We start from the raw sequence: 20901 nt of genomic DNA on the forward strand, positions 1-20901 counted from the left end.
TGTATTAAATACAATACTAACTAAAATCTTTTTTATATGAATATTCACGCGGAAAAAATTAGTTTAATAGAAAGAATTACTCATATTAATGATGAAACAATTCTACAGCAGGTTAAACAGTTGTTAGGGATTGCACAAAATCCTATAATTGGTTATGATATTCATGGAACCCCCATCACCCAATCAGTTTTCAACAAAAGTTTGAAGAGTGCCAAGAAGAGATATAAATCCGGGAAGCATACTTCTCAAGAGGATTTGGAAAAGCAAATGAAGAAATGGTAAATGAAAAGATTTAGAGTTATCTGGGATTCGGTTGCAATTTCTGAACTGAAAGATATTTATGATTGCCTCCATCGCGATTCTCCGCAATCAGCATTAATTGTCAGGGATGAATTGGTAAAAACAGTTGGCGGATTAAGTACAATACCCCGAAAATTCCAAGTATATGAATATGCCAATCCGTTACTTGGCGAATACTGTTCTGTTGTTCGCTGGAGTTATAGAATTGTTTATGAGATTATAGATTCAGACGTGCATATTGTCAGAATCATTCACACCAGCAGAGAATCAGGGAAAATTATTTTATAAAGTTTAAAAAGTATGGGCAAAGATTATTCTATCATTGCCAACTTCCCGGAAAACCCGCAGATGAATTGATAGTGCTGTTTTTGAATTGCTTGAAGTGTACTATATTTGCCGAAGAAAACTTCTGCCATGAAAAAAATAATCCTCACCGTCATCACCACTTTGGTTATTATCGTTGCAATATTTACTGCCTACATGTATTCAGGCATGTATGATGTAAGCCAGTTAACACCGCACAATGCGCTCACCAAATGGATGATCAGAACCACTCTGCATAATTCCATCAACGCGAGATTGAAAGACATACAAGTTTCTCCGATGAACGATACGGCAAATTTCGTTGATGGATTCGGGCATTACAACGAGATGTGTGTCAGCTGCCATGGCGCTCCCGGTATTGATCCGGGTGAAATGGCTAAAGGACTTTATCCCAAGCCCCCCAAGTTCTATAAGTCAGATGATATGCCGGATCCTGATGAATCATTCTGGATTATTAAAAATGGTATCAAGATGACAAGCATGCCTGCGTACGGTCCCACGCATAACGACAAAGCGATATGGGCGATGACGGATTTCTTATTGAATAAAATGAACAAGATGTCTCCTGAAGAATATCAGGCATGGATAAAAAAATATTCCGAACAGGAAGAGAAGGGCGAAACTAAAGGTACAGAAGAGCAGGAAAAAGGAGACGATGATTAATTCACTTTTTTCTCATCTGTTGCATTCATTACATAAGTTCCTTTCAGATCTTTCATATTGGTAACGGGAGCAGGAGCAGCAATTGTTACAGCATTATTTTCTATAGGAGAAGTCGGTGCTGCATTGTGAATGGCAATCAGCGGAGCAATGGTCAATCCTACCAGTGAAGAAAGTTTGATAAGAATATTCATCGAAGGACCTGAAGTATCTTTGAACGGATCACCCACCGTATCACCCACCACAGCCGCTTTGTGCGGTTCAGATTTTTTATAGAAGGTTTCTTTCTTTCCGTTCACTACAATTTCAACACCTTTCTCAAAAGATTTTTTTGCATTATCCCACGCACCGCCTGCATTGTTTTGAAAGATAGCCCAAAGAACTCCGCTCACAGTCACGCCCGCCATGTAAGCGCCTAATGCTTCAGCGCCCATTGCCAGACCGATGATGATTGGAGTAACAATGGTGATAACACCGGGAGCTAACATTTCTCTAAGAGCAGCTTTTGTAGATATCTCCACACATTTTCCGTATTCAGGTTTTCCGGTTCCTTCCAGTATGCCGGGAATTTCGCGGAACTGCCTGCGCACTTCATTCACCATATCCATGGCAGCTTTACCTACGGAATTCATTGCAAGAGCGGAGAACACAACGGGAATCATTCCGCCAACAAATAAAGCGGCAAGCACTTTCGCGTCAAAAATATTTATGCCTTTTATTCCGGTAAGCGTTACATACGCAGCAAAAAGAGCGAGGGCAGTCAGCGCAGCCGAAGCAATTGCAAAACCTTTTCCAACAGCAGCGGTAGTATTACCAACGGAATCAAGCACATCAGTTTTCTCCCTCACTTCTTTCGGCAATTGACTCATTTCAGCAATGCCGCCTGCGTTATCTGAAATAGGACCGAAGGCATCAATTGCCAATTGCATGGCGGTGGTTGCCATCATTGCCGAAGCAGCGATACCCACTCCGTAAAAACCGGCCAGCGCATAAGCGCCCCAGATGGCGCCTGCGAAAATTATTACAGGGAAAGCAGTGGAAAGCATTCCGGTTCCCAGTCCGGCAATAATATTGGTGGCGGCTCCTGTTGCGGATTTCTCCACGATGGCGCGAACAGGTTTTCCGATCAGTCCGGTGTAATATTCCGTGATGAAGGAAATTAAATAGCCAACCGCCATCCCGATGCAAACGGCAAAGAATACATTCAGAGATGAAGTAGTGATAGATGTGAATTCTCCTGCACTGAATGCGCTCATCAGAATTGTTTCGGGCAGCATTATTTTAATCAGACCGAAAGAAGCAACAAGCGCCAGCAGCATGGAAATATTATTTCCCATATTCAATGCGCGTTGAACGGTATTGGTGTTTGCTTCTGCTTTGTCAGAAACATTTACAAAAAAAGTTCCGATGATGGAGGCGATGATTCCTGCGCCTGCAATTGCCATAGGAAGAAGTATCGGACCAATTCCACCGAAAACATCCGCAATGCTTCCGCCATTATCACGAATAATATAATTTCCTAAAACCATGGAGGCAAGAACAGTGGCTACGTAAGAACCAAACAAGTCAGCGCCCATTCCTGCCACATCGCCCACGTTATCTCCTACGTTATCGGCAATCGTTGCCGGGTTGCGCGGATCGTCCTCAGGAATTCCGGCTTCCACTTTTCCTACTAAGTCAGCGCCAACGTCAGCGGCTTTTGTATAAATGCCGCCACCCACACGGGCGAACAAGGCGATGGATTCAGCGCCCAAAGAAAATCCGGCTAACACTTCCAGCACTCTGGTCATGCCGTCATAGCCACCGCCTGTTGCAAAATTTCCTCCCATGAACTGAAAGAAAAAGATAATGAACAAAGAACTTAAACCTAAAACTGCAAGACCTGCAACTCCCAATCCCATCACCGTTCCTCCTCGGAAAGAAACTTTCAACGCTTTTGCTAAAGATGTTTTAGCTGCCTGAGTAGTACGAACATTTGCTTTTGTTGCTATTCTCATTCCAAGAAATCCCGCAAGTGCGGAGAAAAAACATCCTACCACAAAAGCAACAATGATCAATAAACTTGAGTGAGCCGCTACTTTTGGAATCTGAGAAAGAATTCCTAATCCGATTCCGGCAAGCACTACATAAATTCCAAGTATGCGGTATTCGGCTTTCAAAAATGCCATGGCGCCTTCGGCAATATTTTGAGCAATGCCATTCATCTTGGCATCTCCCGCATCTTGTTTAACCACCCAGCGGGCAATGATTGTTCTGTAGGCAAGCGCAACAAGTCCGAAAACGGGAAGTAAATAAATAAGGTTCTCCATATAAAGAATGGTTAATGGTTACAGGTTACAAGTTGAAGGTTAATTATTTTGCTGTTTTTGATGGTTTGTTGCCGTTCCTGCCGCGTTTGTTTCAGTTGCGGTGGCATTTGTCATGGTTGCGGTGGCGTTTGTTTCAGTTGCGGTGGCATTTGTCATGGTTGCGGTGGCGTTTGTTACAGTTGCGGTGGCGTTTGTTACAGTTGCGGTGGCGTTTGTCATGGTTGCGGTGGCGTTTGTTACAGTTGCGGTGGCATTTGTCATGGTTGCGGTGGCGTTTGTTTCAGTTGCGGTGGCATTTGTTACAGATGGGATGCCTTTTGTCACAGTTGGGATGCCTTTTGTCTCAGTCGGGATGCCTTTTGTCTCAGTCGGGATGCCTTTTGTCGCGGAAGGGATGCCTTTTGTCACGGAAGGGATGCCTTTTGTTACAGATGGGATGCCTTTTGTCACAGTCGGGATGCCTTTTGTCTCAGTTGGTACTCCGGTTATTTGAGTTTCCTTTTAAAAGAACTTCGCGCGGTCATCTTTAATCTCTGCCTTTTTCTTAATGGCTTCAACGGCTTCAATGTCGGCACGGTAAGAAAAATTATTTGCCGCCTGTGTTTTGGCGCTGGAATAATCAGTGGTGGCAGGCGCTTCGGTTATTTTATCAATCTTCACAACATAAACGCCCGATTCTCCGGCAACCGGTTTTGAGAGTTCATTTTGTTTCATGGTAAATAAAGGTCCGTAGAGATTCGCTTCTCTTCCCACATTAGGAATGGAATAAGAAGAAAACGTGGCGCCTTCTGCGGGATTCACCTGCACATTCAGCTTTGAAGCATACTCTTCAATGGTCTTTGCGTTCAGTTTGTTCATGTCTTCAATAAATTTTTCCGCCTTCTTTGCTTTCTTCGCGCCCATTTCCACTTCTTCTTTTTTCTGTTCGAGCGGAGCAATTCCTTCTTCGCGTATTTCAGAAAGATGCGCCACTACATATTTATCGGGAAAGCTGAACGGCTCGGTGCTTATTGCTCCCTTTTCTTCTTTGAAAGCCCATCGGATAATTTCGCGGGGGTTTTCAATTCCTGCAATGGCTTTGTCATTTTCCTTTAACGGGTCGGCAAGGCGCTTTATAACATGCGATTCTTCAACGCCTTTATCAAAAGTTTCAGAAGTGTGGTATTTTGTGATGAAATCGGTGGCGATGTTGTAAATATCCTGCCGGGTTTTAGTTCCGGGCTCAACGGTTCTGTCAATGGTGGCAACCGAAGTTTTTTCGGTAAGAACGCTTTGATCAAGAATTTCGATAAGGTGATATCCGAACTGTGAAAAAGCGATTGGCAGTTCGCCCTTCTTTCCGTTAAAGCATGCGTTTTGGAATTCCGGAACCATTTTTCCGGGACCAAACCAGCCCAGCACTCCGCCCGTATCTTTGCTTCCTCCATCATCAGAAAACTTTTTTGCCATCTCTTCAAAGTTGTGTTTCTTCAGAATCACAGATTTAATGCTGTCAATTTTCACTTTCGCTTTTGCCTTTGCCAGCGTATCTCCCTTCGGAACTTTAATGAGGATGTGGCGCGCTTTCACCGAGTCGGGTGTCAGGTAGTGGTCCATCACTTTTGAAAGCTTGTATTGATTGTTTTCTAAGAACAAAGGAAGAACGGTTCCTTTTTCAGAAGCGTGTGCAAGCGAATCAATCTGAAGGGGCAATTGTCCTTTTGCGTAGCGGGTAGTGTCAAACGTTCTGCTTTCCGCTTCACGAACAACCAGAAAAGAATCCTCTTTCACTGATTTGATTAATTTCCATTCTTCCGAGAGTTTGTTCAAATCATTTTTTACATCGTCAAAATCCGGCTGGGTGGGTTTTACATCAAAGATTACATATTCCAGTTTTCTGGATGCATCTTGTTTATACTTATAGCTGTTCTCATTGTAATATTTCAGCATATCCTGATCGCTCACCTTCACGAGAGAATCTGCCAGAGAAGAGTAGGGCTTTACAATATAGTTGAAATTCACTGAGCGGTTCAGGTTGGCATAATCCTGTTTTGCCTGTTCGGTGGTAACGTACAGTCCTTTTTTAATAAGCGTTAAATATTTGTTTTGCGCCCTCGTGTCGCGAAGCAGGTCTTCAAATTCCGCCCAGCGCGGTTTTTCTTCTGCCGGAAGAGAATCTACATATGTTTTTACGCTGGAGGGTTTAAGTTTTCCGGTCATCGGATCGCGGAAGTATTGAATGATCTGATTGCTGTTCGGATCGGTAAAGTACTGCACCACCATGGGGTCGGCATCATTTCCTAAAATAAGTTCTTTCACTTCGCCATCGCTGACAGAAATTCCTGCCGATTGAAATTCAGGTTTCAGGGCAAGTTCGTTCACAAATTTTTCCCACACGCGGTCGCGAATGGAGTTCATGGTTTCTTCATCGAGGGCGGTTTGCCTTCTTCGCTCTTTCTGAACATCGGCAATGCGCTGCACTTCATTTTCAAAAGCAATTGCGCTGATTGAATTGCCTGCAATCTTTCCGGCATTTTGTTCAGAACCGAACATGCTCTGCCCTTTATAAAGAAAGTCGCCCAATACAAATGCAAGAAGAGCGATGCCTATTACGGCTGCGATGAGCCCGCCTCGTTTACGGATACTGCCGATTACTGCCATAATTTAATTTTATTATTTGAAAATTTGAAAATGAACAAATGAATTCATCTTCAAATTTCAAATCAGTTAATTTTCAAATTGACTTTTCTTCCTTCTATTATTGTTATTACAATCAGTGAAAACAAAAGAGCAGCGCAAGATGCAATAGTGACAATCAGCCATCTGACAGGATATGCTTTCTTGTCTGACGGAAATGGTTTCACCACCACGTTTGTATAAGTAATATGTTTTTCAGAATCATTTACCACCGCATTATATTTCTCCAGAATCCTTGCATATTCGCTGGTTGCCTGATTGAGATGCTGTTCCAGTTCATGAACTTTTCCGCCCCGCTCCTCAAGGTTTCTCAATGAATTGGTGAGGGCTTCAATTTTCTTTTCGTTTCCGGAGGCAATAGAACGATAATATTCTTTTGAAAGTTCGCGTGACTGGGCATAGTAATCAGTAATTCCGAATTTCACGGCAATCTCTTTCAGCGAAACATTTATCGAATCTATCTGTTCTTGTTTCTTTTTCATCTGCTCAGAATAAATGGTTACCATCTCTCTCGATTTTTCCTGATTTATTTTCAAGGTATACGCGTTAAAGGCATTTATCATTTCATTAATCATGTCGCAGGCAATTTTCGGATCCTGATCAAGCACTTCAATTTTTACCGCTTCATATTCCGTTTTTTTGATAGAAACATTTTCATTAAATGTTCCCAGAAGCTGGTTGTGAATGGAGGGGCTGGCAGAATCCAGATTGTAATGATTAATGAGATGAAAATAATCTACCACATGATTGAAAATGCTGTCAGACTGAAAAAGCTGAAGCATTTGTTCGGTGGTAGATTCCTGACTGTAAGGTGTGAGGTTGGAAGGATAAATTATCGCATTTGATTTGTACTTTGGTTTGATAAAGTAAGCAGAGGAAAATATGGAGGAAAAAATAACAGCGAGAACAACCACTATTGCCAAAGTGATTTTCCATTTCCAGATAATATTTAACAAATCAAAATTTTTCATCTATGCTTTTCTGAATGTTTGTTGAATCTTTTTGAAATTTTCTAAAAGCGCAATGGCAAGCAACGCAATTATCAATGACGATAATGTTGACACGGCAACAATTATCCAGCGAATAGGATACGATTTTTTTTCGGCAGGGAATCCCTTATCAACCACAAATTTTTCGGAAATACTCTGCTGGGCATCCACCTTTGCCTGCTCAAATTTTTCTTTAAGAAGATTTGACTGCTCGCGCATGCGATACAGGTCATCACGGAGCGCCATATAAGCAGTTCCGTAGGTGGAAAGCGTTTTTATTTTTTGTTCCAGTTCAGCGGCAGCTCCCGTTTTTCCTTCCACAATTGCTTTGCCCAGCGCTTCGTTTAACCGCTCTGCCTGCGATTCATAATCGTTCACTCCCAGTTGCATGAGTTTGTGAAGCGAATCTTCTTTTGACTTTATTTCGTTTTGAAGCAGCACATATTCTCGTTCAACAATTTTATAGGCATCAAAGGAGCGTTCGTGTTTCATGCGAACCATAGCAGAATCATACAGAGAGGCAATGTCATTCGCAATGTTGGATGCCACTTGTGGGTCGCGGTCAAGCACTTCAATTTTAACAGACATGTATTCTGTTTTCTTGAACTGAATATTGTCATCGTATTCCTGACGTAAAAGTGTTCTCCTGTATTTATCGTCATTTTCAATTCCGTAATGTTCGCTCAGTTTGTATTTATTCACAATTCTTTCCCGGATTTCTTCGGAGTTAAGAACCTGAAGCATTCTTTCCATATCATCTTCCTCTCCATACCGCAAAAGATCGGATTGAGGAGAAGCATTCTGGCTCATCAGTGATTTTGAAATTGATATGGACGGAGCAGGAAAAAGAATCACAGTTGACTTGAATTTTTCAGGAATCATCCAGGAAATTACGGAAGAAGAAACTGCAGATAAAAGAAAGACAGAAAAAATTGCCTTGCGCCATTTATAAAAAAACGCAAGCAAATAAGTAGAGTTAACATTGCTCTTATGCTCAGAAGGAAAATCCGACATTCTAAAGGGTATTCAATGGGTTATTTAAAGGAGGGCAAAAATAGAAAAATTAATCATCCCGATAGCTATCGGGACTCATGACTTTTTAGTGTATGCAATGCGTGGGTCAACCAGTGCATAAAGGATATCTGAAACCAGGTTGCCGAGCATGGTTAAAATGGCTGTGAACATCATTACTGTAAAGATGATTGGATAATCTCTTGCATACAACGCATCCAGTCCAAGTTTTCCCATTCCGGGAATATTAAAAATAGTTTCTATCACGAAGGAACCGGAAATGGCAAGAGGAAAAATACTTGCAAACAATGTGATAAGAGGAAGAAGAGAGTTTTTCATAGCGTGTTTCCAGATGACTTGTTTTTCATCTAATCCTTTTGCCCGGGCGGTTTGAATGTAATCCTGTGTGATGCTGGCAAGAATTCCACCTCGCATTTGCCGGGAAATAAACGCAAGAGATCCGTATGTCCAGCAGAAGAGAGGAAGTAGTAAACGGTAAACTCCTTCAGAAAATTTATACCAAAGAGGTGCGTCATCCGGAATAGCAGGCGAACCCGGAGCAGGAAACCACGAAAGATAATCGCCTCCGCAGAGAAAAACAACCAGCATGGTAGCAATCCAGAAATTTGGCAGTGAATATAAAATGAAAAGGGTAGTGCTGATTGTTTTTTCATTTCGCGTTCCTTTTTTTACAGATGAATGAACACCCAGCGGAATGGCAATGCAATAAGCCAGAAGAATGGAAGTCAGACTTATACCCAGAGTTTTTCCAAGTGCATCATACAGGGAATTCTCAACCGGACGTTTATCCTGATAAGAAATTCCGAAATCTCCTGTTATGAAATTCATTACCCAATGATGATACTGGTTGTTGAATCCAAACCAATGAAGGACAGGAATATATTTCCTGTAAGGATTTTTTTCTGAAATCATTCTTTCAAAACAGTCAGACAAATGATTGCGTTCATTTTCCAGTGTGTCCGAAATCTGATTTGAAATTTTTTCAAGCGTATTTTTGATGGTTGACTTTTCATAGTTTCTGTAAAGCTCATCAATCAGATTTTTAGTTTCAGAAACGCGGGAAGCATTGTGGTCTGTTTTTGCTATAGAAAACAATCTTAATTCTAGTTGCTGTACAGATAAATAATATTCGGAAACATTTTCCCAGATTCCAAAATCATTTGAAAGGCGTTTAAGGGTTTCGCGGTGAGAAGGATTTGAAATCCTATACAGTGTATCCGAAATAGTTGCATCGGTGAGAGAGAAATAAAATACTGGCAGATCAAAACCGAGTTTATTCCTCAATGCAGCATAGTCTTTGTCACCGGCAGAATTTTTTGCGTTCTGCCCTTCGCTTCCGTTTGACCTGTTGAGCATTATTTCAACCGGATCGCCTGGCGCATTAATGGAAATAAAAAAAGTGAGAAGCGAAATAGCGATCAGAGTGGGAATGAAAAACAGAATCCGCTTGAAAATGTATTTTACCATCAGCCAAATATACAATAAGAGAAATTACTACTCTGGCGAAGCAGTTTTGATTTGAAATCCTTCCACCCAGTAGCCGGGCCGCACCTCGCTCGGATAGGCATTATCAAATTTTTTACTGATGACGATTTTTTCGGCAGGAGCAAACAGGAAAATTATTGGTACCTCATCGTGAAAAATAAGTTGTATGCGTTTATACATTCCGTTTCGTTTCTCTTCATCAATTTCTGAACGGATAGAATCAATCAACGCGTCAGCGCCAGCATTTGAAAAGTTATAATAGTTGGAGCCCTCGCCCGTTGCCGCAGTGCTGTGAAAGATTTGTTTCAAGTCATCAGGTCCCGGACCGCCAAGCCATTTCCCAATCATAAGATCAAACTTGTGATTGCGGCATCTGTCAAGATAGACTGCCCAGTCAACAGATACAATATTTATCGCTATGCCAACTTTTTTAGCTTCTGCCTGAAGCATGAGCCCGATGGCTTTGCGTTCATAGTTGCCTGCATTGACAATAAAATCAATAATAAACTCAGTTCGTTTTCCGTCAATCATCTTGTCAAGAGTTTCATCGCTATTTGTATTTTTCCATCCTGCCTGTGATAATAATTCTTTAGCTTTTTCAAGATTGTAATCGTAAGGATGAATATCGGAGTTATATGATTTTTTCTTTGAAGGATGAACGGGTCCAATTGTCTGCTCTGCCTGCCCGTACTTAATCGTTTTTATCATGCTCTGAATATCTGTAACATGTGCGAGTGCCTGTCTTGTAAATTTATCTTTCAGCAGTGGATTTTTTGTATTCAGTCCGATATATACATATGAATATTCCATGGGTGTGTATGAGCTGAAATTCTTTGTGAATTTTTCTGATTTAGGCAGCTCATTAAAATCTTTCGATTTAATTCCGTCCATCACATCAATGTTTCCTGCCTTTAGTGAAACAATGGCGGTTACCTGATCAGAAATTACTTTGAAAATAAGTTTGTCTGGGAATGACTCAAAGAAGCAGTTTTCTTTTTGAAGAGCATCGCCCCACCAGTTGTCTTTTCTGGTGAGAACAATGTTGTCGTTAGTGATCCATTCCGTGAATTTGTAAGCACCGCTTCCGCCTATGAATTTCGGATCGCGCATTCTTTTTTCGGAATTAAAGTCATCAGCAAATTCTTTCATCTGTGCATCTGAATTCAGCGAGTCAGGCTTTTCAGCAATCAACTTAACAGAAAATTTTTTCATCAACCCTTTCGGGTCGTATAAATATTCAGGAAGTATGGAGATGTCAGTAAAAGTTGCTTCCGCCATGAAATAAAGCGTATCAGATACGATGGTGAATTTTTTCGGGTCATCATCGTAAAATTTAAAATCTACCATGAAGTCAAAATATGATTTTGAATTCGGATTATTTACCAGCGGGCATTTGAAAGTTTTTATGGTAAACTCAGCATCTTTTGCGGTCACATCGCTTCCGTTGTCCCATTGCGCTTCCTTCCTGATTCTGAAAGTAAGTTTCATTTTTCCTTCAGGCGTTTTTTCTATTACCGGACGGCTTTCTGCAAGAATGGGAACCAGTTCAGATGGATTTCGGAAATCTGCATCAATCAGTTTTTGAAAAATATGGCTTGTGATATAGGCTGCCTGTGCATCGGTGAAGTTGACAGGATTGATCATCTCAGGGTCGGCAAGCTGATGAATGATTACTTCGTTCTTTACAGGAAAATTTCCTGAGCAGGAAAAAAGTATTAACGAAATGAGGATAAGAAATATTGATAATAATTTTCGAACACACTTCATTTAAATTAATTTTTAATAATTCAAATGTAGGAGATGAGCGATACAACAGAACAAGGATTTATCAATGAAGGCGAATAACTTTTTTCCTACATTTGCCACCCTTTGTAAAAAAGGAGAGGTGGGTGAGTGGTTTAAACCAGTAGTTTGCTAAACTGCCGTACTTCGAAAGAGGTACCGCGGGTTCAAATCCCGCCCTCTCCGCACAGTTCATTGAAAAAATAATCGGGGTGTAGCGCAGTCCGGCTAGCGCATGGCGCCTTGGCGCCAGAGTTGTAGGTTCATTGAAAATGTATAAAGTGTATATTTTACATAGTAAAAAGATAAATAAGTATTACGTTGGTAGTACTCAAGATCTGAATGACAGATTAAAGAGGCACAATGAAGGACGAAGCGTGTATACAAAAAAGGGTTTACCTTGGGAATTGATGCAACATTTTGATTGTATGACAAAAAGCGAAGCGGTTCAATTGGAAAACAAAATTAAGAAACGCGGCATGAAAAGATATTTGGAAGATATTAATCGGGGTGTAGCGCAGTCCGGCTAGCGCATCTGCTTTGGGAGCAGAGGCAGAACAGCCAATTCTCATAGTAGTTACCATCATACCATCATTCTATTTGCATGTCATTTGCAGGTGGAAGCTTGGTTAATATTGTTTTTTATTTTTATAAGGGGTTAAAGAACCTATTACGTGAGTTTTCAGAGGACGTGATCGTTATCCCTCTACGATGATTTAATCAGCAGGGAAGCCCATGAATGATGCTCCAGCACCTAATTAATCCCTTTATCATTCTCATGAATGAAAACTTCAATAGCTTTTGTGTTATCTAATCTTATAAGTCCTCTTGTATCGGGTTTTAGATTTAGTATACGTATTCAGGATTCCGGCTACTTTTAAAAATGAATACTCAGTTGATTATATCGGGTTGCTACCAGATAGTCCATGAAAGGAATAAGACGTTCCTCTGTATGGAATTCTGGGAATGTCTTTTCCCACACAGCTTTATTCAGGTATAACACATCCATATCCCAGAAATTGTTGAATTGAATCACTAGATCAATATTCCATTTCCCATTCCCAAACATTGAGATCGGAAATTTATCTAACCTATTCCGAAATGTGGAAAGAATATCAGAATCCCATTCAATACTCATGTTATAACTAATGCTCCTGCCTGTTGTAGCGGTTTTTCCTTTTGCATCCGGAAAATCCATTGTCCAATCAATTTTATGTTCAAACTTTTTGAGCAATTCCAAATCCCATGGAATACTTTCATTTCTTCCTAATGCTGTCCAATTCCATTGATCAATATATTTTTCAATGAGGGCTGCAGACCATGGAAGCAGAATGTTATGACTCAACCAGTACCAGTTTGTATCCTGAGCATTTAAAATTTCTTTAGGATACTGAAATTGCAACTCCTTATGTTTGCTGAACTCTTGCGCATCTCTTTCAACTTCATCACTGAATTTTTGATTTTCCGCACTTACATTATTAAAATCTTTGGAGCACCTATCGAGATAGTCCTCAAAATATGGATATAGTCTGCTGTAATAATATTTTCTTATGGTTGGATTGCACATTACACATGTGTTCTGAGCCAGCAATTCCCATGACCATAAGTTTTCATAGCGTTGCAAGAATTCTATAGTCCATGGAAGAGATTCATTACAACAGAGTTCAAAAATATTTTCCTCTCGAAATAAGAATTCTTTAAATTCTTTCACAATTTCTATGCTCCATTCTATGCTTTCGTTGGAAACAATCTTATCCCACTTCAGTATGGTTTTATATTGTCTTAATTGCGAATGTTTGAAGCCATACCGGAAGCTTACTATATCCCAAAAGAAGTTTTCATTTTTCAGGAAAAAATGTTTTTTCTTTTGTAAATCAGATGTGGACATTGCAGGAGGTGAAAGATTGGTTGACATAAATTTTTCTTTCACATATAGGGTTAAGTGTACTGTTACTCTCTTACAGGTTCGGGATTATTATCATCACCATCTCCACAAACTCCGCAACTGTGATCTTTATCACTACAGTATTCACATCGGGAACAATCAGTGCACACTGAGCAATCTTTTTCTCCTGTGCATTTATTGCTCCTGTGACTATTACATGAAATGAATCCTATAAAAAGAATCATAGAGAACAGCATAAATAATTTTATTTTCATTTGCTTGCTGCTTTGTTTCATTATTAACGTAACAGTTGAGGATTAATGCTAATCAATGTTCCAAATATTATCGCTATCTCCTTCTAAAAAATCATCACAGAAACTGTCACGATAAAATTTCTCAGAATCAATTTCATACTGTCTTTCAGATGGATCGTAATGTTCAATATTTTTTCTTTCTTCTTTTAGAATTGTTTCGTTTTTTTCAGCAATCAACCAATTCTCATCTTTTGTTTCATTGTATTTTTTCTTGAAAAAACTTCCAAATACAGATGGAGCCTGCTCACATAATGATCTTTCTTTGTCCAAATTAGCACCTTTTAAGATTAAGGAAAATAAAGCAGATTACAAAAAAGCATTTATAACAGCACACAATACGATTGTTGATATACAAAAAAGAAGAATATCTACAAATGAAATATTAAAAAGAACAAATAGATATTTTAAAAGATTGTCTAAAATAAATGTGCATTAATATACATATACCCAAATGGTATTAGTACCACCGCCACCGCCACCTTTCATTTTTTTAGCAAGGAAATATTTTTCTATTGCTCTTGCAATAACCGCATTGCTGGTTTTCCATGCTCTCCATTTTTCTGGATGCCTATGTGCCTGTTTTCTTTTATTCGGAGTTTTAGTAACACCAATATACCAATTCTCATATCCCCAAAAATATTTCAAAAATGATTTTCTTCGGATATGGGATTCTATGCTTTTAATAATTTGTTGCTTCGTCATAAAAATAGTTTTTCACAAATATACATATTTCCTTAATCTTAAAAGGTGCTTCCAAATTTTCATCAAAGGCAAAATAATTCCCTTTCATGGACTTTTTCAGCCTGATTACTTTCCCGCAGTAGTAGTATGTTGGAAATAAGGGGATGTCATTTTTCCCGTCAGGATCAACTGTGAGATAATCTCCTCTTGATGCTTTGTAATCACGCAATAAAGCGTAAGAGCCTTTTATCCAATAGATAAAAAGGGTTTTACCATTCTTTTTTGTACAAGAACGTTTGAATTCCCCAGTTAAAATTTCCGTTGCCATTACTGTCTCAGCTATTCATCTTCTGAGGTTAATTCCTAATCCAGTTCCTGAACAGCTATCTCCCGTGCAATTGCTTCTTTGATAATCTTGTTTGAGGATGTGATGAAATAGTTCAACTCTTTATAGAACCGGATCATTTCTTTATCTTTATTCTCAGATTTTTCAAACTCCGCATATAAATCATCTAGATAATATTCATTAGTTTGTGCTCCATCTTTAATACTATTTGTCGTTACAGTCATCTGAAATCCTTTTATCTTTAATTGATATTGATTTTTATTTATCAATATAAGTTCCAATCTACATTTTAACTGTTGAGATAGAGTTTGTTTTTTAAAAGCATTAATAAGATTTGGGTAGAGAACTTTTGGAGGAATTGTTATCATTATTTGTCCAGTCAAAGTATCATTACCATTGGGCTGACAACATGATTTGAATACTGGCGATTTGCATATTGGAGATGTCGATGAAAATGATTGATTCACTACAGCACCTAAAGAATATCCTAGCCTTGCCCAAGGATTATTTTTTTGTTGACTTAATTCATGGCATTTAGCCCCGATTTGTTTCATAATTGGATAATAGTCAGAAGTAGTACTTGTCATTGATAAATATTCGCATAATTCTTTCTTTTTATTATTTAATGTCTCATCAAAGACATAATAAATAAAACCATTTTTTGTTGGTAGCTTCCATTCTGAATCGCTTTCTTCTGTAGTAATACCGGTGGTTTTGTCACTCTTAAAAGATGTGCTGAAGATCATTCCGGACAAACATAATAGGTAGATTATTTTTTCCATTCTTAAAAGGTTTAGTGATTAAGATTGAACAAAAGTAAGTTTTATTTCAACAGTTACCATTAATGGTAACCAATTTCTTCTTGTAATACCTCTCTTTGTATTGTTATAATAATTAGCAATGACTGAAAAAGAGGAAAGACTACGGAAGGAAAATATCCGGAAGAAATTTGGCAAGCACATTAGAAAACTGCGTCAGGATAGGAAGATTTCTGCTGTGGAGTTGGCAAGTAGTAGTAATATGGAAAAATCCCATTTTTCTAGACTGGAAAACGGTGGAACTATGCCTACTCTGTATACTCTGATTAAAATATCTGAAGCTCTTGAGATTCCATTTGATCAGCTGCTAAAGGAGTTCAAGATTTGAAACAAGTTTTTAGTTCTGGTCAACTTGAAAAAACAACAGTTGGATTACTCCTGACCTGTTGTGTTGAGGAATAGCCGGAGGTTGTCCTAAGCTTTAACATGATGTGGTGATGACCGCCTGCACCCTCTGAGGGCACCATGCTTCCTCTTTTATTTTTTTTATGGGTTAACAGACTTATTGGAAAACTGATTCTTAATTCTTAAACTTCATTTCTAAACTTTTTAAGTTTACTCTTCATAAAGATTCTGGTATCTTTCCTTTGGCTGTTGTGTGCCCTTCTGCGTGAGGGGAAAATTATGGGAGCTTTAGAGCCATTGCAAATGGCGGAAGCGACCTACCTATGGCAAGGAGATATTCAGTTATCATAGAATAAAAACTATATCTCCTTGTAATTTTACCCCACAGGGCACGCAAGACTGGACAAGCAGTTTTACCGGAAACATGCTGACTGAATGAAGCTGTAAGCATGTCCAGCAAAGCGGACAAACTGGAAGTGAAATGTAGGAGGCTTGTTGAGGATAAAACAAAGCTTGTCAGGAGCTTCCAATAGGAGAGTGAAAATCATGCCAAGATGCATAGCACCCGAAGGGCATTACATGTGTTGGTTGCTCAAACATGAACACACAGAAATAACAACCAACTCTTGTAATGTCTTGGCAATGATTTTTGTTCTCTCCTATTTAGAAGCGGATACCATATTCCACCTGCTTTATAAATCTTCCTGTAATGAACAGTACCCTACATGGAGAAGAATCTTCCGGCTGAGTTTATCCAATTCTGTTCCTGTAGAAGATTTATAAAACCGAGAAAAGGATTCTACTGCCTTATGAACTGTTATCTCTGGTTGAGTCTGCGGTTCTCCGTCCTGACCTGAGGCTACATAGTAGAAACCATCCATTGGATGATGTTGCCCCATGTCAACTTTGCAGATAATTACTTCCGTTGGAATCATAGTAAAGTTTTATAGTTCACTAAATTTGTGGGTTAATTAGGAAGAATTACTCTCAGGATATAACGGATGGCAGGGGGAACAAGGAAGACTTTTTATACCCCGCTGGATGACTGGGGGGGAGGTGTCAGAATCTGGAATACACTATGTGGGGGTATTCTTATAGCCATAACTGTATATTATATACGGCATATAAAAACTGAATTATGGAGGTTACGATAAAAAGCTTATGAGTAGGATCACTCCACAGACTCTGGCACTCACATTGTCAATAAAATTCTAAATCTTTTATTTGGAAATTCACAGACACTGTATACCTTTGTGCTAATGAGAATAAGTTTCTTTCTAAGCATAAAGAGTAGGTTCTTCCTGCTCCAATCATCTGACCGGATTTTCCGGTACTAAGTATCCAAAGTAAGTTCTCCTACTAAGATTCCTCTTATAAGTATTAACCTATGGAATAACTAAGTTCTTACTATTAATCCCATATAGAATCAATCTCTATAGAAAAATCTATCTCGTACCAAAAAGAATAGTACTACTGAGTTAATAACTCATCTAGGTCTACTATACTACTACTATTAAGAGTAATAATAAGACTCAGTCACAACCCAAGGTTTTAAATTTCACATTTTTTGTGAGATTTTCATAGTATAATAATAAGTAAAACATATACCCACGGTACAACATAGTTGTACAAATAACAACAACTAATTATGACCATAAGCACGAAAAAAATCAGAACAACTTTTTCAAAACCCAAAACTAAAATGTCAGTATCCTATCTTGCAGGACAATTTATAGATGCCGAGGGGATTATTTCTCAAAAATTTACATGGACGTGGGTCAGCAGGGGTTATGTAAAACGGTATTTTAACCACATGCAAATTACCTCTAAGCTAAGACCTAGAACAAGATTACTTTTAGATTTTATAACTGAAAAAATGGATAAGTTTAATGCAATACAGAACTCCAAAATTCTTCAAAATAATTTTATCACGTTACTAGAAAAGTCCTGTGGGATAAAACCTAAATCAAAATCTTTTATACACAAAGGGTTTCAGGAATTAAAAAAGTCCGGGATTCTTCTGTATGATGATTCGCCTGAAATGAAAGGAATTTACATTGTAAACCCAAAATATTATTATAGGGGTTCTGATAAATCAAGAAAAGTTTTAATTACTAATCTTTCGAGTAAATTATGGAAAATGAAAAATGATAATAATTACAATCACCTTATTGATAAAAAGTAGCAGGACTTCTTTCATCAAGAAAAATAAAGCAAGAGACAATCAAATCTCTTGCTTTATTTTCATAACCTGATTACAGATATGCTCATTCATACTGTCAATTACTTCGGAGTTATAATCACTCAAATATCCATCTGTAACACTGTTTCTGCTATGTCCAAGAGCCTGCCCGATTTTTTCTGTAGAATAATCTAACTGCTTTGCAATATTCGCCCATGAGTATCTGAAAACATATCCTCTCAGTCTTTCTTTGCAGCCAATTATCCTTCCGATTTTGGATAGATGCTCATTAAAGAGTTTATTTTTCTGCTTAACTACCAGTGGGAACCGGATTTTATCTTCTATCTCGGCTTTGGAAACTCTGCTGAGCAAGGTGGTATCGCTCCTACCATGGAAGTGTTTTATTATTTCTAATGCTTCCGGTAATAACTTAATCGAATAGATTCTTCCGGTTTTACATCTGCTAAATATCAATCTCCCTGTAGAAATGTCGAATTCTTTCATTAGGATCATGTCTTTAAAGTTTATTCCGATGAGCATGAACATTAATTTTCCCATCAGCCATGAATCATAAAGGCATGAATCTTTTTCTATCTGTAAGTAAAAATATTTCTGCAACTCCTCCAAACTTATTGGATGCGGAACTGTTTGTTCCTTTCTTATTCTGAATCTTCGGAATGGATAGTTCTCATAAGATACCACCTCAGTATTCACAGCTTTGTTATAAACTGCTCTCAGAGTTCGGAGATATAAACTAATGCTATTTATTTTTACACCACTGCTGATTAATTCCGCTTCAATCTCCTTTAGAAATTTGTAATCAATCCTCTCAAATGGCACATTTAGATTCTGGATTTTCTGAAGAGCTACTAAGGATTCCATATAAATTCTTGCTCCTCCATTCCGGTCTGCCTTCTGAATAAGATTTATTTCTTCCTGCCAGAAATCATATACTGTGATAGAAGTTTTATGATCTGATAGGATATAATCCCGCAGTTCCTGAGCATTCAGCCTAGTCCGGTTTTTCTCATACTCCCATATCTTACCTAGATACCTGAGTTCAATCTCTTTTATCTTACCTGAGATTACATCATGTGCAGGGAAGGATCTTTTTATTGAGCCGGATTTCCAGTTCCAGCAGCTTTCTGGAATGGAGTGTCCTGTTTTTATGTCCCGGGATTCTCCATTCACTGAGAGCCGGAATATTAATGGATAGGTTTTGTTTTGCTTTTCTCTTCTTGTATCAAGAGTAAGTTTTAGAGTTGACATTTGCTACTTGGATTGTAGCTTTCTCCTTCAAAGTGATTTGCAGGTAATTTGCAGGTAGGAATTGGTAAACTCACTTCATGAAAAGATTATATTTGCACCTTTTCTTTGATAAATTGTTCAGTTTCATTGAAAAAATAATCGGGGTGTAGCGCAGTCCGGCTAGCGCATCTGCTTTGGGAGCAGAGGGTCGTAGGTTCGAATCCTGCCACCCCGACTTTTTTTAACCATATCGTATCAACGGTTTTCATTCCTCCTATGGAAACCGTTTTTTTATTCTCCTTTACTTTCATTTGTTACCGTAAGCATCTGTTACTTCATTGGGGAAAGTAAAAGCCAACTACAGAAATAATTGTTATTGCACTATTGTATTTGCAGTAATTGCAGTACCAACCGCATCAGTTACTGTTACTGAATATGTTCCCGCACAAAGTCCAGTAACTGATTGTGTGGTTTTCCCGATATTCCACAGGTAAGTATAAGGCGTGGTGCCTCCTGAAGTATTTGCGGTAGCTTTTCCATTGCAGGGATTTGTGCAAGATGAATTAACATGGCTCAAATACAACGTGAGCGGAGAAAAAGGATTGTATTCCCAAAATGTTTGAAGGTTACCGGTGCTGTTAGAACCTGCTACCAAATAACCTTTGTTGCCTATTGTAAATCCAACGGAACCGTATCGTTGCACGTCTGGTATATCGGCTTTTTGTAACCATGAGTTTGTTGCCGGGTCGTATTCCCATAAATCTCTTTTGTATTGTGAACTCCCGTAGTTTCCTGCGGCAACATATCCTTTGCTTCCTATAGAAAAAGCGGTTGCGCCCCAGCGCGCTGCCTGCGAGGGCGATCCGGGTATGTCTGCCATTTGGGTCCATGCCCCTGTTCCCGGATCATATTGCCATAAATCCTGATAATAAGTGGGGTTGGATGAACCCGTGCCAACATATCCTTTTCCTCCTACAGAAAAACCTACTGCCGCGCTTCGTATGCCGGTGCCCATTGCTGCGATCTGCGTCCATGTATTGCTGAGCGTATCATATTCCCAAAAATCATTTTGTGTGGGGCCTTTTGTGCCGATGTATCCTTTTCCACTTGCAGAAAATCCTGTTGCAAAACCTCTTGCCGATCCGCCAAAGTTTGCTTTCTGTGTCCATGAGTTGGTTACAGGATTATATGCCCAGAAATCATTATACGTTGTGCTTCCGGAACCTGTTCCAACATATCCTTTGCTGCCTATGGCAAAGCCCACAGCATAACCGCGAGCCGCTCCCGGAAAAGATGCTTTTGATGTCCACATATTTGAAAGGGTATCGTAACACCACATATCATTGTAATAAGAACCGCTGTAGCCGGTGGTGATGTAGCCTTTTGATCCGAGAGAAAAACCAACACCGAATCCCCTTCCCGTTCCGGGTAAATCCGGTTTTTGTGTCCACACTCCTTGCGCGCTTGAAAAAAAGCAAAAAATATTCATCAGTAAAGCAAATCCAATAGTTAAAAATGTTCTCAT

At 39.1% G+C, this 20901-nt stretch carries 21 protein-coding genes and 2 tRNA genes; 8 read left to right on the top strand and 15 right to left on the bottom strand.

Annotated elements, in window-relative coordinates:
* Positions 1-36 precede the first annotated feature (36 nt).
* The 3 genes from HY841_14365 (at position 37) to HY841_14375 (ending at position 1287) form a co-directional block, all read left to right on the top strand.
* Positions 37-282, top strand: coding sequence for a hypothetical protein (locus HY841_14365; GenBank protein MBI4931942.1), 246 nt, complete (start codon positions 37-39; stop codon positions 280-282).
* Complete coding sequence (locus HY841_14370) at positions 283-588, top strand: type II toxin-antitoxin system RelE/ParE family toxin (GenBank protein MBI4931943.1); 306 nt, start codon at positions 283-285, stop codon at positions 586-588.
* Positions 589-714: 126 nt separating this feature from the next.
* The gene (locus HY841_14375; GenBank protein ID MBI4931944.1) at positions 715-1287 is read left to right on the top strand and encodes a cytochrome c; all 573 of its coding nucleotides are present in this window, start codon (positions 715-717) and stop codon (positions 1285-1287) included.
* Here HY841_14375 and HY841_14380 read toward each other — a convergent pair.
* The 7 genes from HY841_14380 to HY841_14410 form a co-directional block, all read right to left on the bottom strand.
* On the bottom strand, positions 1284-3593 hold the full coding sequence (locus tag HY841_14380; GenBank protein MBI4931945.1) for a sodium-translocating pyrophosphatase: 2310 nt from the start codon (positions 3591-3593) through the stop codon (positions 1284-1286). The two genes, HY841_14375 and HY841_14380, sit on opposite strands and share 4 nt — an antisense overlap.
* Before the next feature lie 39 nt (positions 3594-3632).
* Positions 3633-4043 carry a hypothetical protein gene (locus tag HY841_14385; protein MBI4931946.1) on the bottom strand — a complete coding sequence of 137 codons (411 nt, stop codon included), beginning with the start codon at positions 4041-4043 and terminating at the stop codon, positions 3633-3635.
* Between the two features lie 51 nt (positions 4044-4094).
* Complete coding sequence (locus HY841_14390; GenBank protein MBI4931947.1) at positions 4095-6233, bottom strand: peptidylprolyl isomerase; 2139 nt, start codon at positions 6231-6233, stop codon at positions 4095-4097.
* Positions 6234-6295: 62 nt separating this feature from the next.
* Positions 6296-7240 (bottom strand): hypothetical protein, encoded by a 945-nt coding sequence (locus HY841_14395; GenBank protein ID MBI4931948.1) that lies wholly within the window; start codon positions 7238-7240, stop codon positions 6296-6298.
* A complete protein-coding gene (locus HY841_14400; protein MBI4931949.1) occupies positions 7241-8272 on the bottom strand; it encodes a hypothetical protein in 1032 nt (343 codons plus the stop codon).
* Between the two features lie 75 nt (positions 8273-8347).
* Positions 8348-9757 (bottom strand): ABC transporter permease, encoded by a 1410-nt coding sequence (locus HY841_14405; protein MBI4931950.1) that lies wholly within the window; start codon positions 9755-9757, stop codon positions 8348-8350.
* Positions 9758-9784: 27 nt separating this feature from the next.
* Positions 9785-11542: an ABC transporter substrate-binding protein gene (locus tag HY841_14410; GenBank protein MBI4931951.1), complete on the bottom strand. Its 1758-nt coding sequence runs from the start codon at positions 11540-11542 to the stop codon at positions 9785-9787.
* 112 nt (positions 11543-11654) lie between these two features.
* Here HY841_14410 and HY841_14415 point away from each other — a divergent pair.
* Positions 11655-11743 (top strand) — tRNA-Ser (locus HY841_14415).
* A gap of 86 nt (positions 11744-11829) precedes the next feature.
* Positions 11830-12087 carry a GIY-YIG nuclease family protein gene (locus tag HY841_14420; GenBank protein ID MBI4931952.1) on the top strand — a complete coding sequence of 86 codons (258 nt, stop codon included), beginning with the start codon at positions 11830-11832 and terminating at the stop codon, positions 12085-12087.
* A 347-nt stretch (positions 12088-12434) separates the two neighbouring features.
* Here the strand turns inward: HY841_14420 and HY841_14425 are convergent, their stop codons facing one another.
* From HY841_14425 to HY841_14445, 5 genes are all read right to left on the bottom strand, one after another.
* The gene (locus tag HY841_14425; protein MBI4931953.1) at positions 12435-13472 is read right to left on the bottom strand and encodes a hypothetical protein; all 1038 of its coding nucleotides are present in this window, start codon (positions 13470-13472) and stop codon (positions 12435-12437) included.
* A 293-nt stretch (positions 13473-13765) separates the two neighbouring features.
* A complete protein-coding gene (locus HY841_14430; GenBank protein MBI4931954.1) occupies positions 13766-14026 on the bottom strand; it encodes a hypothetical protein in 261 nt (86 codons plus the stop codon).
* A 162-nt stretch (positions 14027-14188) separates the two neighbouring features.
* A complete protein-coding gene (locus tag HY841_14435; protein ID MBI4931955.1) occupies positions 14189-14458 on the bottom strand; it encodes a hypothetical protein in 270 nt (89 codons plus the stop codon).
* Complete coding sequence (locus HY841_14440) at positions 14436-14765, bottom strand: hypothetical protein (GenBank protein MBI4931956.1); 330 nt, start codon at positions 14763-14765, stop codon at positions 14436-14438. The genes HY841_14435 and HY841_14440 overlap by 23 nt, the downstream gene beginning before the upstream one ends.
* Positions 14766-14800: 35 nt before the next feature.
* A complete protein-coding gene (locus HY841_14445; protein ID MBI4931957.1) occupies positions 14801-15565 on the bottom strand; it encodes a hypothetical protein in 765 nt (254 codons plus the stop codon).
* Between the two features lie 118 nt (positions 15566-15683).
* On the opposite strand from HY841_14445, the gene HY841_14450 reads away from it, so the two are divergent.
* Positions 15684-15929, top strand: coding sequence for a helix-turn-helix transcriptional regulator (locus tag HY841_14450; protein ID MBI4931958.1), 246 nt, complete (start codon positions 15684-15686; stop codon positions 15927-15929).
* Positions 15930-16638: 709 nt separating this feature from the next.
* Here the strand turns inward: HY841_14450 and HY841_14455 are convergent.
* Complete coding sequence (locus HY841_14455) at positions 16639-16881, bottom strand: hypothetical protein (GenBank protein ID MBI4931959.1); 243 nt, start codon at positions 16879-16881, stop codon at positions 16639-16641.
* Between the two features lie 713 nt (positions 16882-17594).
* On the opposite strand from HY841_14455, the gene HY841_14460 reads away from it, so the two are divergent.
* Entirely contained in the window at positions 17595-18131 is a 537-nt protein-coding gene (locus HY841_14460) for a hypothetical protein (protein MBI4931960.1), read from the top strand.
* A gap of 39 nt (positions 18132-18170) precedes the next feature.
* Here HY841_14460 and HY841_14465 read toward each other — a convergent pair whose 3' ends face one another.
* Entirely contained in the window at positions 18171-19397 is a 1227-nt protein-coding gene (locus HY841_14465) for a phage integrase SAM-like domain-containing protein (GenBank protein MBI4931961.1), read from the bottom strand.
* Positions 19398-19536: 139 nt separating this feature from the next.
* Between HY841_14465 and HY841_14470 the strand changes: the two genes are divergently transcribed.
* Positions 19537-19611 (top strand) — tRNA-Pro (locus HY841_14470).
* A gap of 138 nt (positions 19612-19749) precedes the next feature.
* Here HY841_14470 and HY841_14475 read toward each other — a convergent pair.
* Positions 19750-20901 (bottom strand): galactose oxidase, encoded by a 1152-nt coding sequence (locus HY841_14475; protein ID MBI4931962.1) that lies wholly within the window; start codon positions 20899-20901, stop codon positions 19750-19752.

This window comes from Bacteroidota bacterium (assembly GCA_016213405.1).
GTDB lineage: Bacteria > Bacteroidota > Bacteroidia > Palsa-948 > Palsa-948 > Palsa-948.

Excerpts from the sequence above, each read along its gene's own strand:
- HY841_14365 (MBI4931942.1), top strand. The coding sequence starts at position 37 with ATGAATATTCACGCGGAAAAAATTAGTTTAATAGAAAGAATTACTCAT.
- HY841_14370 (MBI4931943.1), top strand. The coding sequence starts at position 283 with ATGAAAAGATTTAGAGTTATCTGGGATTCGGTTGCAATTTCTGAACTG.
- HY841_14375 (MBI4931944.1), top strand. The coding sequence starts at position 715 with ATGAAAAAAATAATCCTCACCGTCATCACCACTTTGGTTATTATCGTT.
- HY841_14380 (MBI4931945.1), bottom strand. The coding sequence starts at position 3,593 with ATGGAGAACCTTATTTATTTACTTCCCGTTTTCGGACTTGTTGCGCTT.
- HY841_14390 (MBI4931947.1), bottom strand. The coding sequence starts at position 6,233 with ATGGCAGTAATCGGCAGTATCCGTAAACGAGGCGGGCTCATCGCAGCC.
- HY841_14395 (MBI4931948.1), bottom strand. The coding sequence starts at position 7,240 with ATGAAAAATTTTGATTTGTTAAATATTATCTGGAAATGGAAAATCACT.
- HY841_14400 (MBI4931949.1), bottom strand. The coding sequence starts at position 8,272 with ATGTCGGATTTTCCTTCTGAGCATAAGAGCAATGTTAACTCTACTTAT.
- HY841_14405 (MBI4931950.1), bottom strand. The coding sequence starts at position 9,757 with ATGGTAAAATACATTTTCAAGCGGATTCTGTTTTTCATTCCCACTCTG.
- HY841_14410 (MBI4931951.1), bottom strand. The coding sequence starts at position 11,542 with ATGAAGTGTGTTCGAAAATTATTATCAATATTTCTTATCCTCATTTCG.
- HY841_14420 (MBI4931952.1), top strand. The coding sequence starts at position 11,830 with ATGTATAAAGTGTATATTTTACATAGTAAAAAGATAAATAAGTATTAC.
- HY841_14425 (MBI4931953.1), bottom strand. The coding sequence starts at position 13,472 with ATGTCAACCAATCTTTCACCTCCTGCAATGTCCACATCTGATTTACAA.
- HY841_14435 (MBI4931955.1), bottom strand. The coding sequence starts at position 14,458 with ATGACGAAGCAACAAATTATTAAAAGCATAGAATCCCATATCCGAAGA.
- HY841_14440 (MBI4931956.1), bottom strand. The coding sequence starts at position 14,765 with ATGGCAACGGAAATTTTAACTGGGGAATTCAAACGTTCTTGTACAAAA.
- HY841_14445 (MBI4931957.1), bottom strand. The coding sequence starts at position 15,565 with ATGGAAAAAATAATCTACCTATTATGTTTGTCCGGAATGATCTTCAGC.
- HY841_14450 (MBI4931958.1), top strand. The coding sequence starts at position 15,684 with ATGACTGAAAAAGAGGAAAGACTACGGAAGGAAAATATCCGGAAGAAA.
- HY841_14455 (MBI4931959.1), bottom strand. The coding sequence starts at position 16,881 with ATGATTCCAACGGAAGTAATTATCTGCAAAGTTGACATGGGGCAACAT.
- HY841_14460 (MBI4931960.1), top strand. The coding sequence starts at position 17,595 with ATGACCATAAGCACGAAAAAAATCAGAACAACTTTTTCAAAACCCAAA.
- HY841_14465 (MBI4931961.1), bottom strand. The coding sequence starts at position 19,397 with ATGTCAACTCTAAAACTTACTCTTGATACAAGAAGAGAAAAGCAAAAC.
- HY841_14475 (MBI4931962.1), bottom strand. The coding sequence starts at position 20,901 with ATGAGAACATTTTTAACTATTGGATTTGCTTTACTGATGAATATTTTT.